This is a genomic window from Streptomyces exfoliatus (genome assembly GCF_000725545.1).
Classification (GTDB): Bacteria; Actinomycetota; Actinomycetes; order Streptomycetales; family Streptomycetaceae; genus Streptomyces; species Streptomyces exfoliatus.
On sequence record NZ_JNZP01000028.1, the window covers coordinates 1 to 14,752 of the forward strand.

Consider the following 14,752-nt stretch of genomic DNA (forward strand, 5'->3'; position numbering starts at 1 on the left):
GAGCACGGCGCCCGGGGCGGGGCGGGGCTGGCTGGGCTGGGCCGGGCTGGGCTGGGCTGGGCTGGGCGGATTACGGCACCGGCTGGGGCTCGGCGGCGGGCCCCCGCGCGCCGGCCGGGGGGGTCCATGCCGGCGGGCGACGCCGGTCGCCACGGCCGGGGCCGTCAGCCTCGTAGGCCCCGGCGGTTCGGGTGGAGGCCCGCTCTGTCCGCTGCCGACGCGCCGTGTGTCCAGCCCGCCTCGTCCCAGGCCGCCCTGACCCGGGTCGCGCGGGTTTCCGGGAAGAGTTCGTCCGTCCGGGTGGTGACCGCGAGGTCGCGGGAGGCCAGGGCGGGGAGGAGGGTCGGGGTCTCGGCGGCGACCCGGCGGGACGTCGTCGAGAGGCGGGTCCCGAGCCGGTTCGCGTACGCCAGCAGGAAGGACTGCCGGAAGGACTTCGTGCGCTTGCGTCCGCCGGCCCGCTGCTCCGCCTCCGCCCGCGTCATCGCCGCCGTCCCCTGCACCAGCAGCGACGTGTACAGCAGTTCCACCGGGTCGAGGTCCCCCTCGAAACCGACCACCGTCGAGAAGCCGTAGGCCTCGTTCCACACCGCCCGGCAGTGGTTCGCCGTCGCCACCGCGTCGAGGAGGATCGCCTTCGCCTGCTCGTACGGCGGCTCGACCCCGATCCTGATCGCCCCCGGCGTCTCCGGCGACGGCGCCCCCGCCGCGAGCGTCACCTCGTCCAGGCTGTGCCGGGCCATCAGCTCCTGCGCCTTGGCGGTGAGCGCCTCCGCCTCCTCCGGGTACCCGGTCGCCTCCGCCTTCGCGAGCAGCGCCCTGATCCGGCTGAGCATCCGGGGCTCCCCGGCCGCCGCCGGCGGCAGCGTCTCGCCCGGGACGGGGCCGACGGCGTCCAGGCGCGGCAGCCGGACCAGGAGCCGGTACAGCTCCAGGACGGTCGTCGCGTACGAGAAGCGGTCCGTCGACCGGGTGGGTACGGCGTCGAGTGCGTCGAGCTGGGCCTGCCAGCGGCGCGGCAGCGTCCCGTACCGGGCCGTCTCGGACCGGATCAGGCCGGTGAGGACCCGGATGTGCTCCTCCGACAGGTCACGGCGCGCCATCCGGACGACGTCCGCCGGCTGCCAGCCCCTCGTCCACAGCGTGCGGAGGAACTCCTCTCCCCTCCGCGTGAGTTCCGCGTCCGCGCCCGGGTCGGCGGCCAGCAGCGACGCCGCCGTGTCGAGCGACCCGTCGTCGCTCGCGTACAGCGCCTCGAAGGCCTTGCCGATGGTCGTGCCCTCGCCCGTACTCACTCCGTACCCCTCGTCGTGCCCGTCGCCGCGTCAGCCGTCGTGCCTCCCGCGCCCCTGGCGTCCCACTGCTCGCGCGCGCGAGCGATCACCGCCCGGTGGTCGAGCGACCAGTCCACGAGCTGCTTGATCAGATGGGTCATGCTGCGCCCGGTCTCCGTCAGCGCGTACTCCACCTGCGGCGGCGTCGTCGGGTACACCGTCCGCGAGACGAGGCCGTCCCGTTCGAGGCGGCGCAGCGTCAGGGTCAGCATCCGCTGCGAGATGCCCGTGAGCAGCCGCTGCAGCTCCCTGAACCGCCGTGCCCCGGCGGCGAGTTCGACGACGACGAACACGCTCCACTTGTCGCCGAGCCGGTCCTGCACGTCCCGTACCCCGCAGTCCTCGGCACAGCTCACCAAGGGCTCGGTGGTTACCTCCGTGTGCCCCTCCGACATCAATGTGCCTCCTTCCGCGACCTTCCCCGTCCCCCCACGATGGTCTCAGCCATCACGACCCTCGGGGGAAACCATGCTGCTCGTCACCGGCGTCTCCGGCGCCCTCGGCTCGCTCGTCGCCGAACGGCTCGCCGGCCGTGCCGACGTCGTCCTCGGTACGCGCGCGGGGCTGCCCGGCACCCGCCGCCTCGACTTCGACGCGCCCGAGACGCTCCCGGCGGCCTTCGCCGGGGTGGACACGCTCCTGCTGATATCCGCCGGCTACGGGGAGGACGACACGGTCGTCGCCCGGCACGGTGCCGCGATCTCCGCCGCCGAGCGGGCGGGCGTCCGGCACGTCGTCTACACGAGCCTCTCCGGCGACGGCGACCACCTCACGTACGCGCTCGCGCACCGCTGGACCGAGCGGCGGCTGCGGCGCTCCCCCACCCTCGACTGGACGATCCTCCGCAACGGCCTGTACGCCGAGTTCCTCACCTGGATCGCCACGCCCGACGCCGACAACCGCATCACCGGCCCCCTCGGCGAGGGCCGGCTCGCCGCCGTCGCCCGCGCCGACCTCGCCGACGTCGCGGTGCCCGTGGCGACGGACCCGGCCGCCCACCGGAACCGGGTGTACGAGCTCGTGGGCGAGCGCCCCCTCGGCGGCGCCGACCTCGCGGCGGCCCTGGGGGCCACGTACGCCCCCGGCACCCTCGCGGACGCCCGCGCCGCCGTCGCGGCCTCCGGGGCCGTGCCCTTCCAGGTGCCGATGCTGGCGAGTACGTACTCGGCCATCGCCCACGGCTTCATGGACGGTACGGGCGTCGAGAGCGATCTGCGGGCGCTGCTCGGCGGCCGCGAACCCCTCGACGTGCTCGACGTGTTCGTGAAGGCCGTACGGGAGGGGTAGGGCCAGACCTACCTCGCGGACGCCCGGCAGTGGTCGTGATCGGCGGCGGCGGAAACGGTTCGCTTGAGCCATGACCACGACCGCTGCCACTGGCACCGCCACCACCACCGCCGTACGGCTCCGCGGGCTCACCCGGCACCACCGGGACGTCCGCGCCCTCGACGGCGTCGACCTCGACTTCCACGCCGGGACCTTCACCGCCGTCATGGGCCCCTCGGGTTCCGGCAAGTCCACGCTGCTCCAGTGCGCGGCCGGGCTCGACCGGCCCACCGCCGGGCGGGTGGAGGTCGGCGGCACCTCCCTCGAAGGGCTCGGCGAGCGGCGTCTGACCCTGCTGCGGCGGGACCGGATCGGCTTCGTCTTCCAGTCCTTCAACCTGCTGCCCGCCCTGACGGCCGCGCAGAACGTGGCCCTGCCCCTCCGGCTCGCCGGCCGCCGCCCGTCCCGTACGGAGGTACGGGAGGCGCTGGCCCGCGTCGGGCTCGCGGGACGGGAGCGGCACCGGCCCGGCGAACTCTCCGGCGGGCAGCAGCAACGGGTCGCCATCGCCCGGGCGTTGATCACCCGGCCCGCCGTCCTCTTCGGCGACGAGCCGACCGGCGCGCTCGACTCGACGACGAGCCGCGAGGTGCTCGACATGCTGCGGGAACTCGTCGACCGCGACGGGCAGACGATCGTCATGGTCACCCACGATCCGGTGGCGGCGGCCCGCGCGGACCGGGTGGTCTTCCTGGTGGACGGCCGGGTGGCGGGCGAGCTGCGGGCTCCGAGGGTGGAGACGGTCACGGCACGGATGACGGCGCTGGAGACGGAGACGGAGACGGAGACGGCGGCCTCGTCCAAAGCGCCCGCCTCTTTCGGAACGGCCGACTCCTCTTCCGTCACCGCCCGGAGGTCCTCGTGCTGACCGTCGTCCTCTCCGGGCTCCGGGCCCGCTGGGCCTCCTTCCTCGGGGGGTTCGTCGCGCTCGCCCTCGGTGTCGGGCTGCTCGCCACCATGGGGCTCGGCCTCTCCGCCACTTTTCACGCGCCCGAACGTTCTCCCCAGCGATTCGCCTCCTCGCCCGTCGTGGTGCAGGGTCAGGACCGGCTGACGCTCGACGTGCGGCGCGGGCCGTCGACCGTGTCCGTGGAGCAGCGACTCGACCGTCCACAGCCTGTGGACAACGATGTGCTGCGCGAGCTGCGCGCCCGCTGGACGGTCACCCCCTCCGACGCCGGCCGCCCCGATTCCGGCCGCCCCGACGCCGTCGGCGTCGACGCCCCCGCCGCCGAGGTCCGGGCCCTCGTGGGCGACCGCGCCCAGGTCCTCACCGGTGCCGACCGGGTCCGCGCCGACCCCGACCCCGAGCGGGACGCCGACGCGCTCGTCGCCCTCAACGCCCTCCTCGGCACCTCCGGCGGCGTCACCGCCTTCGTCTCGGTCTTCGTCGTCGCCTCCACCTTCGCGTTCGCCGTGGCACTGCGCCGGCGCGAGTTCGGGCTGCTCAGGACCGCCGGAGCCACCCCCGGACAGATCCGGCGGCTCCTCCTCGCCGAAGCCGCGGCGCTCGGCGTACTCGCCTCCGCCGCCGGGTGCGCGCTCGGCGCCCTGGGGGCGCCCCTGCTCGCGAGATCCTTGGTCGACGGCGGTCTGGCCCCCGGCTGGTTCACGGTCGGCGGGGCGACCTGGCCCTTCCACGCCGCCTTCTGGACGGGTGTCACCGTCGCCCTCGCCGGGGCCGTGGCCGCCTCCCGGCGCGCCGGGAAGGTTGGCCCGACGGCGGCGCTCCGCGAGGCGGACGTCGACGCCGACACCCTGCCGCTCGGCCGCGCCCTCCTCGGTACGGGCCTGCTCCTGTCCGGTCTGGGACTCCTGGTCTGGACGTACGCCACCGAGCCGTCCGCGCTGCTCAAGCGGAAGACGTACACGACCCTTCCCATGCTCCTGATCACCGGTGTCGCCCTGCTCTCGCCGCTGCTCGTCCGACCGGTGGCGCGGCTGCTGCGGCTGCGGGGAGCGGTGGGGACGCTGGTACGGGAGAACAGCGCGGCCTCCGTACGTCGTACCGCCGCCGTCGCCGCGCCGGTCCTCGTGACCGTGGCGCTGGCCGGGACGCTGTTCGGCTCGGCGACGAGCGTCACGCGGGCGAAGGGGGTCGAGGCGCGGGAACAGACGGCCGCCGAGTACGTCGTGGCCGGCGCCGGTCTGAAGCCGGTGACGGCCCCGCCCGGGGCCCTCGTGTCGGCCACCGGGACGACCTCCGTCTTCGTACGGGACGGGGCCGAGGCCGTCGTGAAGTACCAGGCGCCGGCGGTGGCCGACCCGGCGGCCTTCGCCGGCCTTGCCCGGCTGCCCGTGGTCGCCGGCGACCTGCGGGACCTCGACGACCGGTCGATCGTCGTCAACGAGGAGTTCGAGCGGCACCGGGTGGGCGAGACCGTCGAGGTCTGGCGCGCGGACGGGACCGGACCCGTACGGCTCCGGGTGGCGGCCGTCCTCGCCCTGGGGACGGGCGACAACGGGCCGTACGTCACCCGCGCGAACGCGCCCGGCGCCGACCCCGACCGGATCGACGCACGCGGCGGCGGTACGGCCACGGTCCGGGCCCTGGAGGCGAGCGGCGGCACCGTCAGGTCCGCCGACGCGTGGGCCGCCGCGGGCCACCGGGAGGGCGGCAACCCGCAGAACCGGCTCGGCATGATCCTCGTCCTCGGGATCGCCCTGGTCTACACGGTGATCGGTCTGGCCAACACGCTGCTCATGGCGACCTCCGTACGCCGTGGGGAACTGTCCTCGCTGCGGCTCGCGGGAGCCACCCGGGCGCAGATCCTGCGGGTCGTGACGGGCGAGGCGACGCTCGCCGTCGCGATCGGCACGCTGCTGGGCCTCGTGGTGACCGCGCTCGTCCTCGGCACCCTGGGCGCGGGCCTGGCCGCCCTGTCGGCGCCGGTGGCCCTGGCCCTCCCGTGGGGGACGGTCGGTGCGGCGGCGGGCGCGTGCGCGACGGTCGCGGTCGCCGCGTCGGCCCTCCCCGCGTGGCGCCTGACCCGCTGACCGGCGAAGGTGGACGGACGGGGCGGTGACCGGGGTCGGAGCCGGGTCACCGCCCCACCTACGCGCGTACCCGGCGCTATACGCGCACGGGCCCGCCGGACGCCCCGCCCACGCGCGCGTACCCGGTGCTATGCGCCGCGCACGCCCCCGGGCAGCCTCAGCCCTCGGCCGCCGCCGCGGACTTCGCCGCCCGCCACTCCGGTGCGAGGACCGACCAGACCTCCATGTCGTGGCGCTTGCCCCGGTAGGAGTAGTCCTCCCTCAGGACGCCGTCCCTCGTCATGCCGAGGCGCCGGGCCACGGCGATGCTGGGCTCGTTGCCGGAGGCCACCACCCACTCCACCCGGTGGATGCCCCGTACCTCGATCGCCCAGTCGACGAGCGCCCGTGCCGCCCGGGTCACCAGGCCCTTGCCGACGCCCGCCGGCTCCAGCCAGCAGCCCGCCTCCGCCTTGCCGGCGCGGGTGTCCAGGGTCCGGAGGATCACCGCGCCGACGAGGGTGCCGTCGGACCAGATGCCGTGGATCCGGCCCGTGTCGGCGGCCGCCTTCTCGGCGTACGCACGGAGGAAGGCGCGGCTCGACTCCAGGTCGGTCACGACGTCGGGGAGTCCGTTGCGCGCGCCGATGAACTCGCGTCCCCGGTCCATGTGCGCCAGGAACTCCTCGGCCTGCCACGGTTCGAGCGGGCGCAGCTCCGCGCCGTCGTCCCCGAGGGGTATCGCGTACATCATCGTCGTTCGCACCTTCCACGTGGGGATCCGGCAGTCGCGGCGAACGGATCCTCTCACCAGTCCGCCGCGCCGTGCCGGTCCTCACGGGATCAGGACCAACTTCCCCTGTACGTGACCCGATTCGCTCAGTTCCTGGGCCCGCGCCGCCTCCTTCAGGGGCAGGGTGTCCGCGAGCCGGACCGCGAGGGTGCCCTCCGCCGCCTGGCGGGCGTGGGCCGTGAGCCCGGCCCGTACGACGTCCGGGTCGCCCACGACCCCGGAGAACGCGATCCCGTACTTCTCCGCCTCCACGTCCGCGATCGTCGCGATCCGCTCCTTGCGGGCCGCGCCCTCCCCGCCGAGGAGTTCGATCGCGACCGGCAGCACACCGTGCCCGGCCGCGTCGAAGACCGCGTCGACGCCGTCGGGGGCGGCGGCCCGCACCCGGTCGGCCAGGCCCTCCCCGTACGTCACCGGGATCGCGCCGAGCCCGCGCAGATAGGCGTGGTTGGCCTCGGACGCGCTGCCGACGACCGTGATCCCGGCGGCGACGGCGAGCTGGACGCCCACCGAGCCGACGACACCCGCCGCGCCGTGCAGGAACAGCGTCTCGCCCGCCCGGACGCCGATCAGGTCCAGGACGCGCTGTGCCGTCTCCCCCGCCACCGGGAGGCTCGCGGCGGCCTCCCAGGAGAGCCCGGCCGGCTTGGGGGCGACGATGCCGGCGACGGCGTACTCGGCGTAGGCGCCGGTCTTCGTCCAGCCGAGGACCTCGTCGCCGACGGCGAGACCGGTGACGCCCTCGCCGAGTCCGTGGACGGTGCCGGCGAACTCCAGGCCGGGGACGGCCGGGAAGGTCGTCGGGTAGAACGCCTCGACCCAGCCGTAACGGCGCTTCCAGTCCACCGGGTTGACCCCGACCGCCGCGACCTTGACGCGGACCTCGCCGGGGCCGGGCTCCGGCACGGCGACGCCGGTCGTGTGGCGCAGCACCCCGGGGCCGCCGAACTCCTCGTACACGATCGCTTCCATCTCAGCCTCCAGCGCTGCCTGTTCACGCTTCCCGCTCGTCGATCTCTTCGACGAGCCCAAGACTGCGCCCTCGGCCACCCGCTCCCCGCCCTCCCAACGGCCGGTACCACCTGGCCGGAAGACCAGTCGCGCCCCGCCCCTCGCGCCGTACGCTCCCCGTATGGACGCGCTCACGCTGGCCACCGCGTACGAGATCATCCGGCAGCCGCTCGGGGAGATCCTCCCCAAGGTGTCGGCCGCCCTCGGCCCCCTCGTCCCGCACGTGGACGCGGCCGAACTCTCCACCCACTGCGCCCACTCCCCCTTCAAGACCCTCGGCGGTACGGAGCTGCTCACCGCCGCCGAACTGGCGCCGCTGCTCGTGGCGGGCGTGCCCGGGAGCCCCTGGCAGGGCACGGCGACGATCGGCGGCCGGGAGCGCGAGGTCGTCGCCGTCACCAGCCACGCGACCCGGCGCGGAGCGGTCCTCGTCCTCGTACGGGAGGACGGCGCCGCCCCGGTGGACGCGGGCGCCCTCACAGCGGCGCAGGCCCTGTGGGACCTGGTGTCGGCCCACTTCGACCGGTTCGCGACGGAGGCCGTGCCGGGGGCCCTCGCCCGTTCGCGGGCGGCGGCCGACACCCGGGCCCGGGTGATCGCGGAGCTGACCACCTCGCACACGGCGGCGCTCTCCGGCGTCCTCGGCGTGCTGCGCAGCCGCGCCCTCGACGACACGACGGCCCGGGCGACCGCGACCGACCTGGCCGCCGCCGCGCTGATCGACATGCGGGCGGAGCAGCGGCGGGACCGGGCGCTCGCCGAGGAGCCCGCCCAGGACGCGTTCGAGCGGCTCGCCGGTGAACTCCGGCCGATGCTGCGGCACAGTCCCGTCCGGCTCGAGCTGGGGGCGCCGGACTCGGACCGCTCGCTCGCGGCGGACGTGGCGCACAGCGCGCGGGCCATCGTCCGCGCGCTGCTCCTGATCGTGCTCGAACAGGACTCGGTGCGCCGGATCCACGTGGGATGGCAGCTGACCGAGCACGAGTTGCGGGCCTCCGTGCGGGACGACGGCGCGGGCGCGCTCGCCCCGTGCGACCTGGGGGCGGGCACGATCCGGGACCGGCTCGACGTGCTCGGCGGGCGGCTCGACATGGACGCGGTCCCCGGCTGGGGCACGACGATCACGGCGGTGCTCCCGCTGGCGGCGCCGGCCGCGCCGGTCGAAGCGGCCCACCCACTGGCCGGTCTCGGCGATCGGGAGGTGGAGGTCCTGAAGCACCTGGCCCTCGGACACCGCAACCGGCGGATCGCCGAGGAGCTGCACATCAGCGAGTCGACGGTGAAGTTCCACGTCGCGAACATCCTGAACAAACTGGACGTCGGCTCCCGGGGCGAGGCGGCGGCCCTGTTCCACGCGGCGGCGTAGCGGCCCGGCTCGCGAGCGCCCGGCCTGCCTCCGGGGCGCTGTCAGTGGCGGGTGCCAGACTCGTACCCATGAGCGAGAGGTGGGCGCTGGCGGCCGAGGCCGAGGGGGACGGAGCGCTGCTCGTGCCCCTCGGTCCGGACGGGCTGCCCGCCGGGGAGGTGCGGCGCGAGCCGGACCTGGTGGCGGCCGTACGGGCCCGGCCCGAGGTGGCCCGCTGGGTGTGGCGGTCGACGGCCGAGGTGTACCCACGGCTGCTCGCCGCCGGAGTGCGGGTCGAGCGGTGCTACGACATGGAGGCCGCCGAGCAGTTGCTCCTGGGGCACGAGGGGCGACTCGGCGAGCCCCGTTCGGCGGCGGCGGCCTGGGCACGCCTGCAGAACGGGCCGGTGCCGCCCGATCCGCCGCAGCGGGGCGCCGAGCCGGGTTCGCAGGACTCCCTCTTCGAGCCCCGTCCCGTGGTCTCCGTCCCCTTCGACGGCCTCCTCGCGGTCTACGCGGAGCAGCTGCGCCGCCACGACCGGGCGGAGCACCCGGGCAGGATGCGGCTGCTCACGGCCGCCGAGTCGGCGGGGATGCTGGTCGCCACCGAGATGCACAGGGCCGGGCTGCCGTGGCGGGCGGACGTGCACCGGGACCTGCTGCACGAGTTGCTGGGCGAGCGGTACGCGGGCGGGGGCGAACCGCGCCGCCTCGCCGAGCTGACGGACGAGGTGTCCGCCGCGTTCGGCCGCCGGGTCCGGCCCGACCTGCCCGCCGATGTGGTGAAGGCCTTCGCGGGGGCCGGCGTCCGGCTGAAATCCACCCGGCGGTGGGAGCTGGAGGAGCTGGACCACCCGGCGGTGGAGCCCCTGATCGCGTACAAGAAGCTGTACCGGATCTGGACGGCGCACGGCTGGTCGTGGCTGCAGGACTGGGTGCGGGACGGGCGTTTCCGGCCGGAGTACCTCCCGGGGGGCACGGTCAGCGGGCGCTGGACGACCAATGGCGGCGGGGCCCTGCAGATCCCGAAGGTGATCCGGCGGGCGGTGGTCGCGGACCCGGGCTGGCGCCTGGTGGTGGCCGACGCCGACCAGATGGAGCCGCGGGTGCTCGCCGCGATCTCCCGCGACCCGGGCCTGATGGAGGTGGCGGGGCACCCCGACGATCTGTACACCCGGCTGTCGGACCGGGCGTTCTCCGGCGACCGCGCGCACGCGAAGCTCGCGCTCCTCGGCGCTATCTACGGGCAGACCAGCGGCGACGGACTGAAGAACCTGGCGGCGCTGCGGCGCCGGTTCCCGCGCGCGGTGGCCTATGTCGACGACGCGGCGAAGGCGGGCGAGGAGGGCCGGCTCGTACGGACCTGGCTGGGCAGAACCAGCCCGCGCGCGGTGGGCGCGGGCGAGGACGAGGAGGCGGGCCTGCCGCAGGAGGGCGGCGAACCGGAGGCGGTGGAGGGCGAGTTCACGCCGGGGTACGCCTCGGGGAACGCGCGGGCGAGGGGTCGGTTCACCCGTAACTTCGTGGTGCAGGGCAGCGCGGCCGACTGGGCGCTGCTGATGCTGGCGGCACTGCGGCGGTCCCTCACGGGGATGCGGGCGGAGCTGGTGTTCTTCCAGCACGACGAGGTCATCGTGCACTGCCCCGCGGAGGAGGCGGAGGCGGTCACGGAGGCGATCCGGGGGGCCGGGGACGAGGCGGGCCGGATCGCGTTCGGCGAGACGCCGGTGCGGTTCCCGTTCACGACGGCCACGGTCGAGCGGTACGCGGACGCGAAGTAGGCGTGCACGGGAACCTCTCCGGGCGCGCCCCCTCCGGACACCCGGCGGCTACTTCAGCGGCAGCTTCTTCCACAGAGGGCTCAGCGCGATCGTCCTCAGCTGGTCCGTGGTCAGCACGGGCTCGGCGCGCGTGGCCTCCTCGTGCTGTCCCTTGGCGTTGTAGGCGGAGACCGAGACGCGGAAGCCGTCCGGGGTGATCGTGTCGACGGTCCACCGCACGACCCCGGCGCCGCCCTTCTCGCCGGGCTGCTTGATGGTCCTCACCTTGCGGCCGTCGGGCAGGGTGGTGACGTCCGCACCGCCGAAGAGAACGCCCCTGAGCTGCTCGGCGGAGGGCTGGACGGTGACGGTGACGAGGCCGCGCCCCTCGGCGTCGTCGACGACGAGGTAGGCGTGGCCGTACGGCGCGTCCATGTCGGCCGCCGTGAGGCCCTCGGGCAGGAGGGAGCGCAGGGTGGCCCGGAGAGCGGGAGCGCTCGGCGCCGGCGGGAGCTGCGCGTCGCCGCGCTTCTTCATCTCCGGCTCGGTGAGGAGTTGCTTCAGCAGCGGGTTCCAGGCGTCGGCGGTGACCAGGGCCTTCATCTGGGCGGGCGAGAAGGGCGGGTTCTCGCGGCTGATCTCGGCGCCCTTCTCGGAGGCGGCGTTGTACGCGCTCGCGTCGATGAGGAAGCCGTCCTTGGTGAGCAGGACCGCCCGCCATTGCTTCGTCTCCTCGCGCCTGTCGGGGTACTCGTATCCCTGGAAGACCATGAGGCGCGCGCCGTCCGGCAGTCGCTCGCTGGTGCAGTCGTCGTGGGGGACGTCGGCCTGCGAGGGGCAAGTCACCTGCCCCTCGCCCGACTCGGTGGTGTCGCCGGCGCGGAAGAGGCCGACGGTGACGCCCGCCTTGCCCTGGCCGTCGTCGTAGACGCCCGCGACGGACTGGCCCGTGCCACCCAGGTTGTCGATCTCCCACGTGCCGGCCGGAGTGTGGGCCTTGAGGACGGCCGCGAGTTCTTCGACCGGGATCTGGGGCATCACCGGCTCGCCCGCTTCGGGCCCGGCCGGGTCGGTGGTGGGCTTGGGTCCCGCGACGGAGACCTGCTCGGAGCCGCCGACGGGCGAGAGCAGCGAGCCGCCGTACACCGCGCCGATGCCGACGGCGGCGAGCGCGAGGGCGCCGCCGGTCACGGCGAGACGGCGGCGGACCAGGCGGCGGCGGCCGCGCTTGAGCCCGCCCGCGACCAGCTCGCGCCGGTCGTCGACGGCGAAGCCGTCGCCGGTGCGGCGCAGGACCGCGCCGAGCTCCTCCTCGAAACCGTCGTACTGGGGATCAACGTTCTGGGGCATGTCGAATTCACCGTCTCCGGTCGGGGGTGATGGATGGCGGAAGGGAGCGGAAAGAGAAGCGGAGAGAGAGGTGAGGTGCCGAGCGGCCTCGCTCAGCGAACGGATCAGCGGGCGGCGAACTCCGTCAGGCTCCCGCCGAGCCGCTGCCGCAGTTTGCCCAGCGCCCGCACACAGCGGGTCCGTACGGCCGCGGAGCTGACGTGCAGGGCGTCGGCGGTCTCCTCGATGCTGCGGTCCTCCCAGTACCGCAGCACCACGACCGCCCGGTCCTTGGGTGCGAGCTGGGCGAGCGCGTCGAGCAGCGCGACCCGGAGCGCCGGGTCCTCGCCGGTGTCGGGGGCGCGGTCGGGCAGTTCGCCGAGCGGACGCTCGGTGGCCGAGCGGCGCCGCTGGTGGCTGAGAAACGTGCGTACGAGCACGGTCTGGGCGTACGCGGCGGGGTTCCCGACCCTGGCCATGCGGCCCCAGTGGGCGTACATCCGGCCGAGCGTCTCCTGGGTGAGGTCCTCGGCGAGATGGGTGTCGCCGCTGGTCAGCAGGCATGCCGAGCGAAACAGATGGCCCGTGCGTGCGGAGGCGAACTCCTGGAACTCGTCCGCGCGGGACTTTCTCATGCCCCTCCTTATCCGTCGCGGTCACGTGCTGTGGTCGCCGTACACCTCATTGACGCGGTGGGGCCGCGCAAATGTTTCAACGCTCGCTCCGAAAATCGAGGCAGGTGTCCCGCTCGACGCATCCAAAGAAGTGGAACCGGGTAATCCTGTTGTATGAACACTCTCAGCGCAGCCCAGACCCTGGCCGCGGGAGTCTGGCAGTCCGGGCTCGGCCAGTTCCTCGCGGGACTCGTCGTCGTCTTCGTACTGATCGGGGCGGTGTGGCTCGGGTTCCGGGTCCGCGACCGCGAGTCGCGGACGCCCAGGCCCGACGAACAGCCGCACCGTCCGGAGACCGAGCGGCCCCCGGGTGAGACGACCGAATACCGCAGGCCGGCGGAGATGCCGCAGACCGACGGCGAACACCGGCTCATGCCCTACCAGCTCAAGGGCTCGGGCACCTCGGGCACGGAGACGTCCCCCGAGCCGCCGTCGGAGGAGAAGCGCAAGTGGGGCGGCATCTCCAGCGGAGGCTTCGGCAGCGGTGGCACGGGCCACGGCGACTGACCGGGCACCCGAGGGAGGCCGGTTATCCGAGGTCGTCATCCCGTGAAGGGCGAAGACCGTGAACGGCGAAGACCGTGAATGACGAAGGCGTCCTCCCCGGCGCGCCGGAGAACGACGAAGGCGTCCTCCCCGGCGCGCCGGAGACCCCCTTCGAGAAGGACCGCCCGCGTCTGCGGGCGGTCGCTCACCGCCTGCTCGGCACGTCCACCGAGGCCGAGGAGGCGGTGGAGGACGCGCGGACGACCTGGCGGCGGCCGGAGGACCCGGCCGCCGCGGTCGCCCGCGCCTGTCTGGCCCGGCTCCGCGCGCGCGAGACGCACCGCGGAGGACGGTGGGACCCCTGGGACCCCTGGGCCGCGGGGGAACCGGCCCCGCGGGACGACCGCATCGGCCCCGAGCAACCTCCACAAGCGGTCCTGGCCCGGCTGACACCCCCGCAACGCCTCGCCTTCGTGCTGCACGAGGAGTTCGCCGTCCCGTACGAGGAGATCGCCCGGGTCCTCGACCACACCCCGGCCGCGACCCGTCGCCTCGCGGCCCGCGCCGCGCACCGGCTGCGGGAGGCCGAGGACATGCCCGAGCAGGACCTGCCCCGTCAGCGCGAGGTCGTCGGGGCCTTCCTGACCGCCGCGCGGAACGGCGACGCGGCCGCCCTCACGGCCCTCCTCGACCCGGACGTGGTGCTGCGGGCCGACGCCGCGGCCGTACGGGCCGGGGCGACGGGCGCGCACGGCCCCGCGGCGGTCGCGGAGGCCCTGGCGGGCCGGGCGGGCACGGCCGGGAAAGCCCTGGTGGACGGTGCGGCGGGCCTGGCATGGCCCGCGGAGGGAGAACCGGAGATGGTCCTCGCCTTCACGGTCCTGGACGGCCGGATCACCTCCATGGACGCCCTGTCCGACGCGGAGCACCTGCGCCGCATGGACCTCCGGCTCACGCCCCCAGGACACTCCCCGCCCGCGCGGCCACATGAGCGGGCGGCGCGAGATCCGGGGGAAGCACGGGGTCGGTGACCGGTTCGCCGAAGGTGGTCACCACCGGCAGCACCCCCGCCCACAGGCCGAGGGCCGCGTCCTCGGAGTCGCCGTCGTCCGGCGGGCCGCTGCGGGTCTTCACCGAGGCCTCGGTGAGATCGAGCGCGAGGACGGAGGTCGCGGCGAGTTCCTTGCGGCTAGGCTGCCGCACGTACTCCCACTGTCCCGGGGAGCTCTGCTCGGTCAGCGCCCGGAGTCCGCGCAGCTTCTCCGCCGGGTCGGTCACGAGCCGGGGTATGCCGTAGACCATCGCACAGCGGTAGTTGACGCCGTGTTCGAAGACGGACCGGGCGAGGACGAGCCCGTCGACATGGGTGACCGTGACACAGACGGTGGTGCCCGGCGCCTGGACCAGGCTGCGGCTGGCGACGGAGCCGTGAAGGTAGAGCACGTCGCCCTCCACACCGTACGCGGTGGGCACGACCATCGTCGTACCGTCGACGGGAACGCCGAGGTGGCAGAGGAAACCGGCCGCGAGCACGGCGTCCAGATCGGCGCGACGGTGGCTGCCCTTCTCCCGCATGCGCCGCAGCCGGGTCCGCTCGGTGACGGCGAGGTCACCCGTGTCCGACGGTTCGCCGGTGGCTTCTGTGGTGGTGCTCATGCTGCCCTCTCGATCCGCGTACCGGTTGGTTGCTCGTGGTGTTGTACGGGGTTCCCGCCCGC

The 14,752-nt window shown here is 74.6% G+C and carries 14 protein-coding genes; 7 read left to right on the plus strand and 7 right to left on the minus strand.

Features of this window, described 5'->3' with window-relative positions; genetic code table 11:
• Positions 1 to 164 precede the first annotated feature (164 nt).
• Positions 165 to 1,295: a DUF2786 domain-containing protein gene (locus tag IO20_RS0127875; RefSeq protein WP_030554482.1), complete on the minus strand. Its 1,131-nt coding sequence runs from the start codon at positions 1,293 to 1,295 to the stop codon at positions 165 to 167.
• Entirely contained in the window at positions 1,292 to 1,729 is a 438-nt protein-coding gene (locus IO20_RS0127880; protein WP_051874702.1) for a winged helix-turn-helix transcriptional regulator, read from the minus strand. The genes IO20_RS0127875 and IO20_RS0127880 overlap by 4 nt, the downstream gene beginning before the upstream one ends.
• Positions 1,730 to 1,802: 73 nt before the next feature.
• Between IO20_RS0127880 and IO20_RS0127885 the strand changes: the two genes are divergently transcribed.
• From IO20_RS0127885 to IO20_RS0127895, 3 genes are all read left to right on the plus strand, one after another.
• Positions 1,803 to 2,621: an NAD(P)H-binding protein gene (locus IO20_RS0127885; RefSeq protein ID WP_030554478.1), complete on the plus strand. Its 819-nt coding sequence runs from the start codon at positions 1,803 to 1,805 to the stop codon at positions 2,619 to 2,621.
• Positions 2,622 to 2,691: 70 nt separating this feature from the next.
• Positions 2,692 to 3,528 carry an ABC transporter ATP-binding protein gene (locus tag IO20_RS0127890; RefSeq protein WP_078946180.1) on the plus strand — a complete coding sequence of 279 codons (837 nt, stop codon included), beginning with the start codon at positions 2,692 to 2,694 and terminating at the stop codon, positions 3,526 to 3,528.
• Positions 3,522 to 5,657 (plus strand): ABC transporter permease, encoded by a 2,136-nt coding sequence (locus tag IO20_RS0127895; protein WP_030554475.1) that lies wholly within the window; start codon positions 3,522 to 3,524, stop codon positions 5,655 to 5,657. Before IO20_RS0127890 ends, IO20_RS0127895 begins: the two co-directional genes overlap by 7 nt.
• A 157-nt stretch (positions 5,658 to 5,814) precedes the next feature.
• Here IO20_RS0127895 and IO20_RS0127900 read toward each other — a convergent pair whose 3' ends face one another.
• Positions 5,815 to 6,387, minus strand: coding sequence for a GNAT family N-acetyltransferase (locus IO20_RS0127900; RefSeq protein WP_030554473.1), 573 nt, complete (start codon positions 6,385 to 6,387; stop codon positions 5,815 to 5,817).
• Positions 6,388 to 6,471: 84 nt separating this feature from the next.
• A complete protein-coding gene (locus IO20_RS0127905) occupies positions 6,472 to 7,401 on the minus strand; it encodes an NADP-dependent oxidoreductase (RefSeq protein ID WP_030554471.1) in 930 nt (309 codons plus the stop codon).
• 160 nt (positions 7,402 to 7,561) lie between these two features.
• Between IO20_RS0127905 and IO20_RS0127910 the strand changes: the two genes are divergently transcribed.
• Together IO20_RS0127910 and IO20_RS0127915 are read left to right on the plus strand one after the other, a co-directional pair.
• Entirely contained in the window at positions 7,562 to 8,806 is a 1,245-nt protein-coding gene (locus tag IO20_RS0127910; RefSeq protein WP_030554469.1) for a helix-turn-helix transcriptional regulator, read from the plus strand.
• Positions 8,807 to 8,874: 68 nt separating this feature from the next.
• Positions 8,875 to 10,566: a bifunctional 3'-5' exonuclease/DNA polymerase gene (locus tag IO20_RS0127915; RefSeq protein ID WP_030554468.1), complete on the plus strand. Its 1,692-nt coding sequence runs from the start codon at positions 8,875 to 8,877 to the stop codon at positions 10,564 to 10,566.
• Between the two features lie 48 nt (positions 10,567 to 10,614).
• Here IO20_RS0127915 and IO20_RS0127920 read toward each other — a convergent pair whose 3' ends face one another.
• Both IO20_RS0127920 and IO20_RS0127925 read right to left on the minus strand, forming a co-directional pair.
• A complete protein-coding gene (locus IO20_RS0127920; RefSeq protein WP_030554465.1) occupies positions 10,615 to 11,895 on the minus strand; it encodes a hypothetical protein in 1,281 nt (426 codons plus the stop codon).
• Positions 11,896 to 11,999: 104 nt separating this feature from the next.
• Positions 12,000 to 12,509, minus strand: coding sequence for a SigE family RNA polymerase sigma factor (locus tag IO20_RS0127925; RefSeq protein ID WP_030554463.1), 510 nt, complete (start codon positions 12,507 to 12,509; stop codon positions 12,000 to 12,002).
• A gap of 153 nt (positions 12,510 to 12,662) precedes the next feature.
• On the opposite strand from IO20_RS0127925, the gene IO20_RS0127930 reads away from it, so the two are divergent.
• Positions 12,663 to 13,055 (plus strand): DUF6479 family protein, encoded by a 393-nt coding sequence (locus IO20_RS0127930; RefSeq protein ID WP_030554461.1) that lies wholly within the window; start codon positions 12,663 to 12,665, stop codon positions 13,053 to 13,055.
• A 74-nt stretch (positions 13,056 to 13,129) separates the two neighbouring features.
• Positions 13,130 to 14,065: a sigma factor-like helix-turn-helix DNA-binding protein gene (locus tag IO20_RS0127935; protein ID WP_078946179.1), complete on the plus strand. Its 936-nt coding sequence runs from the start codon at positions 13,130 to 13,132 to the stop codon at positions 14,063 to 14,065.
• Here IO20_RS0127935 and IO20_RS0127940 read toward each other — a convergent pair.
• Complete coding sequence (locus IO20_RS0127940; protein WP_030554458.1) at positions 13,986 to 14,690, minus strand: pyridoxamine 5'-phosphate oxidase family protein; 705 nt, start codon at positions 14,688 to 14,690, stop codon at positions 13,986 to 13,988. The two genes, IO20_RS0127935 and IO20_RS0127940, sit on opposite strands and share 80 nt — an antisense overlap.
• Positions 14,691 to 14,752: the final 62 nt, after the last annotated feature.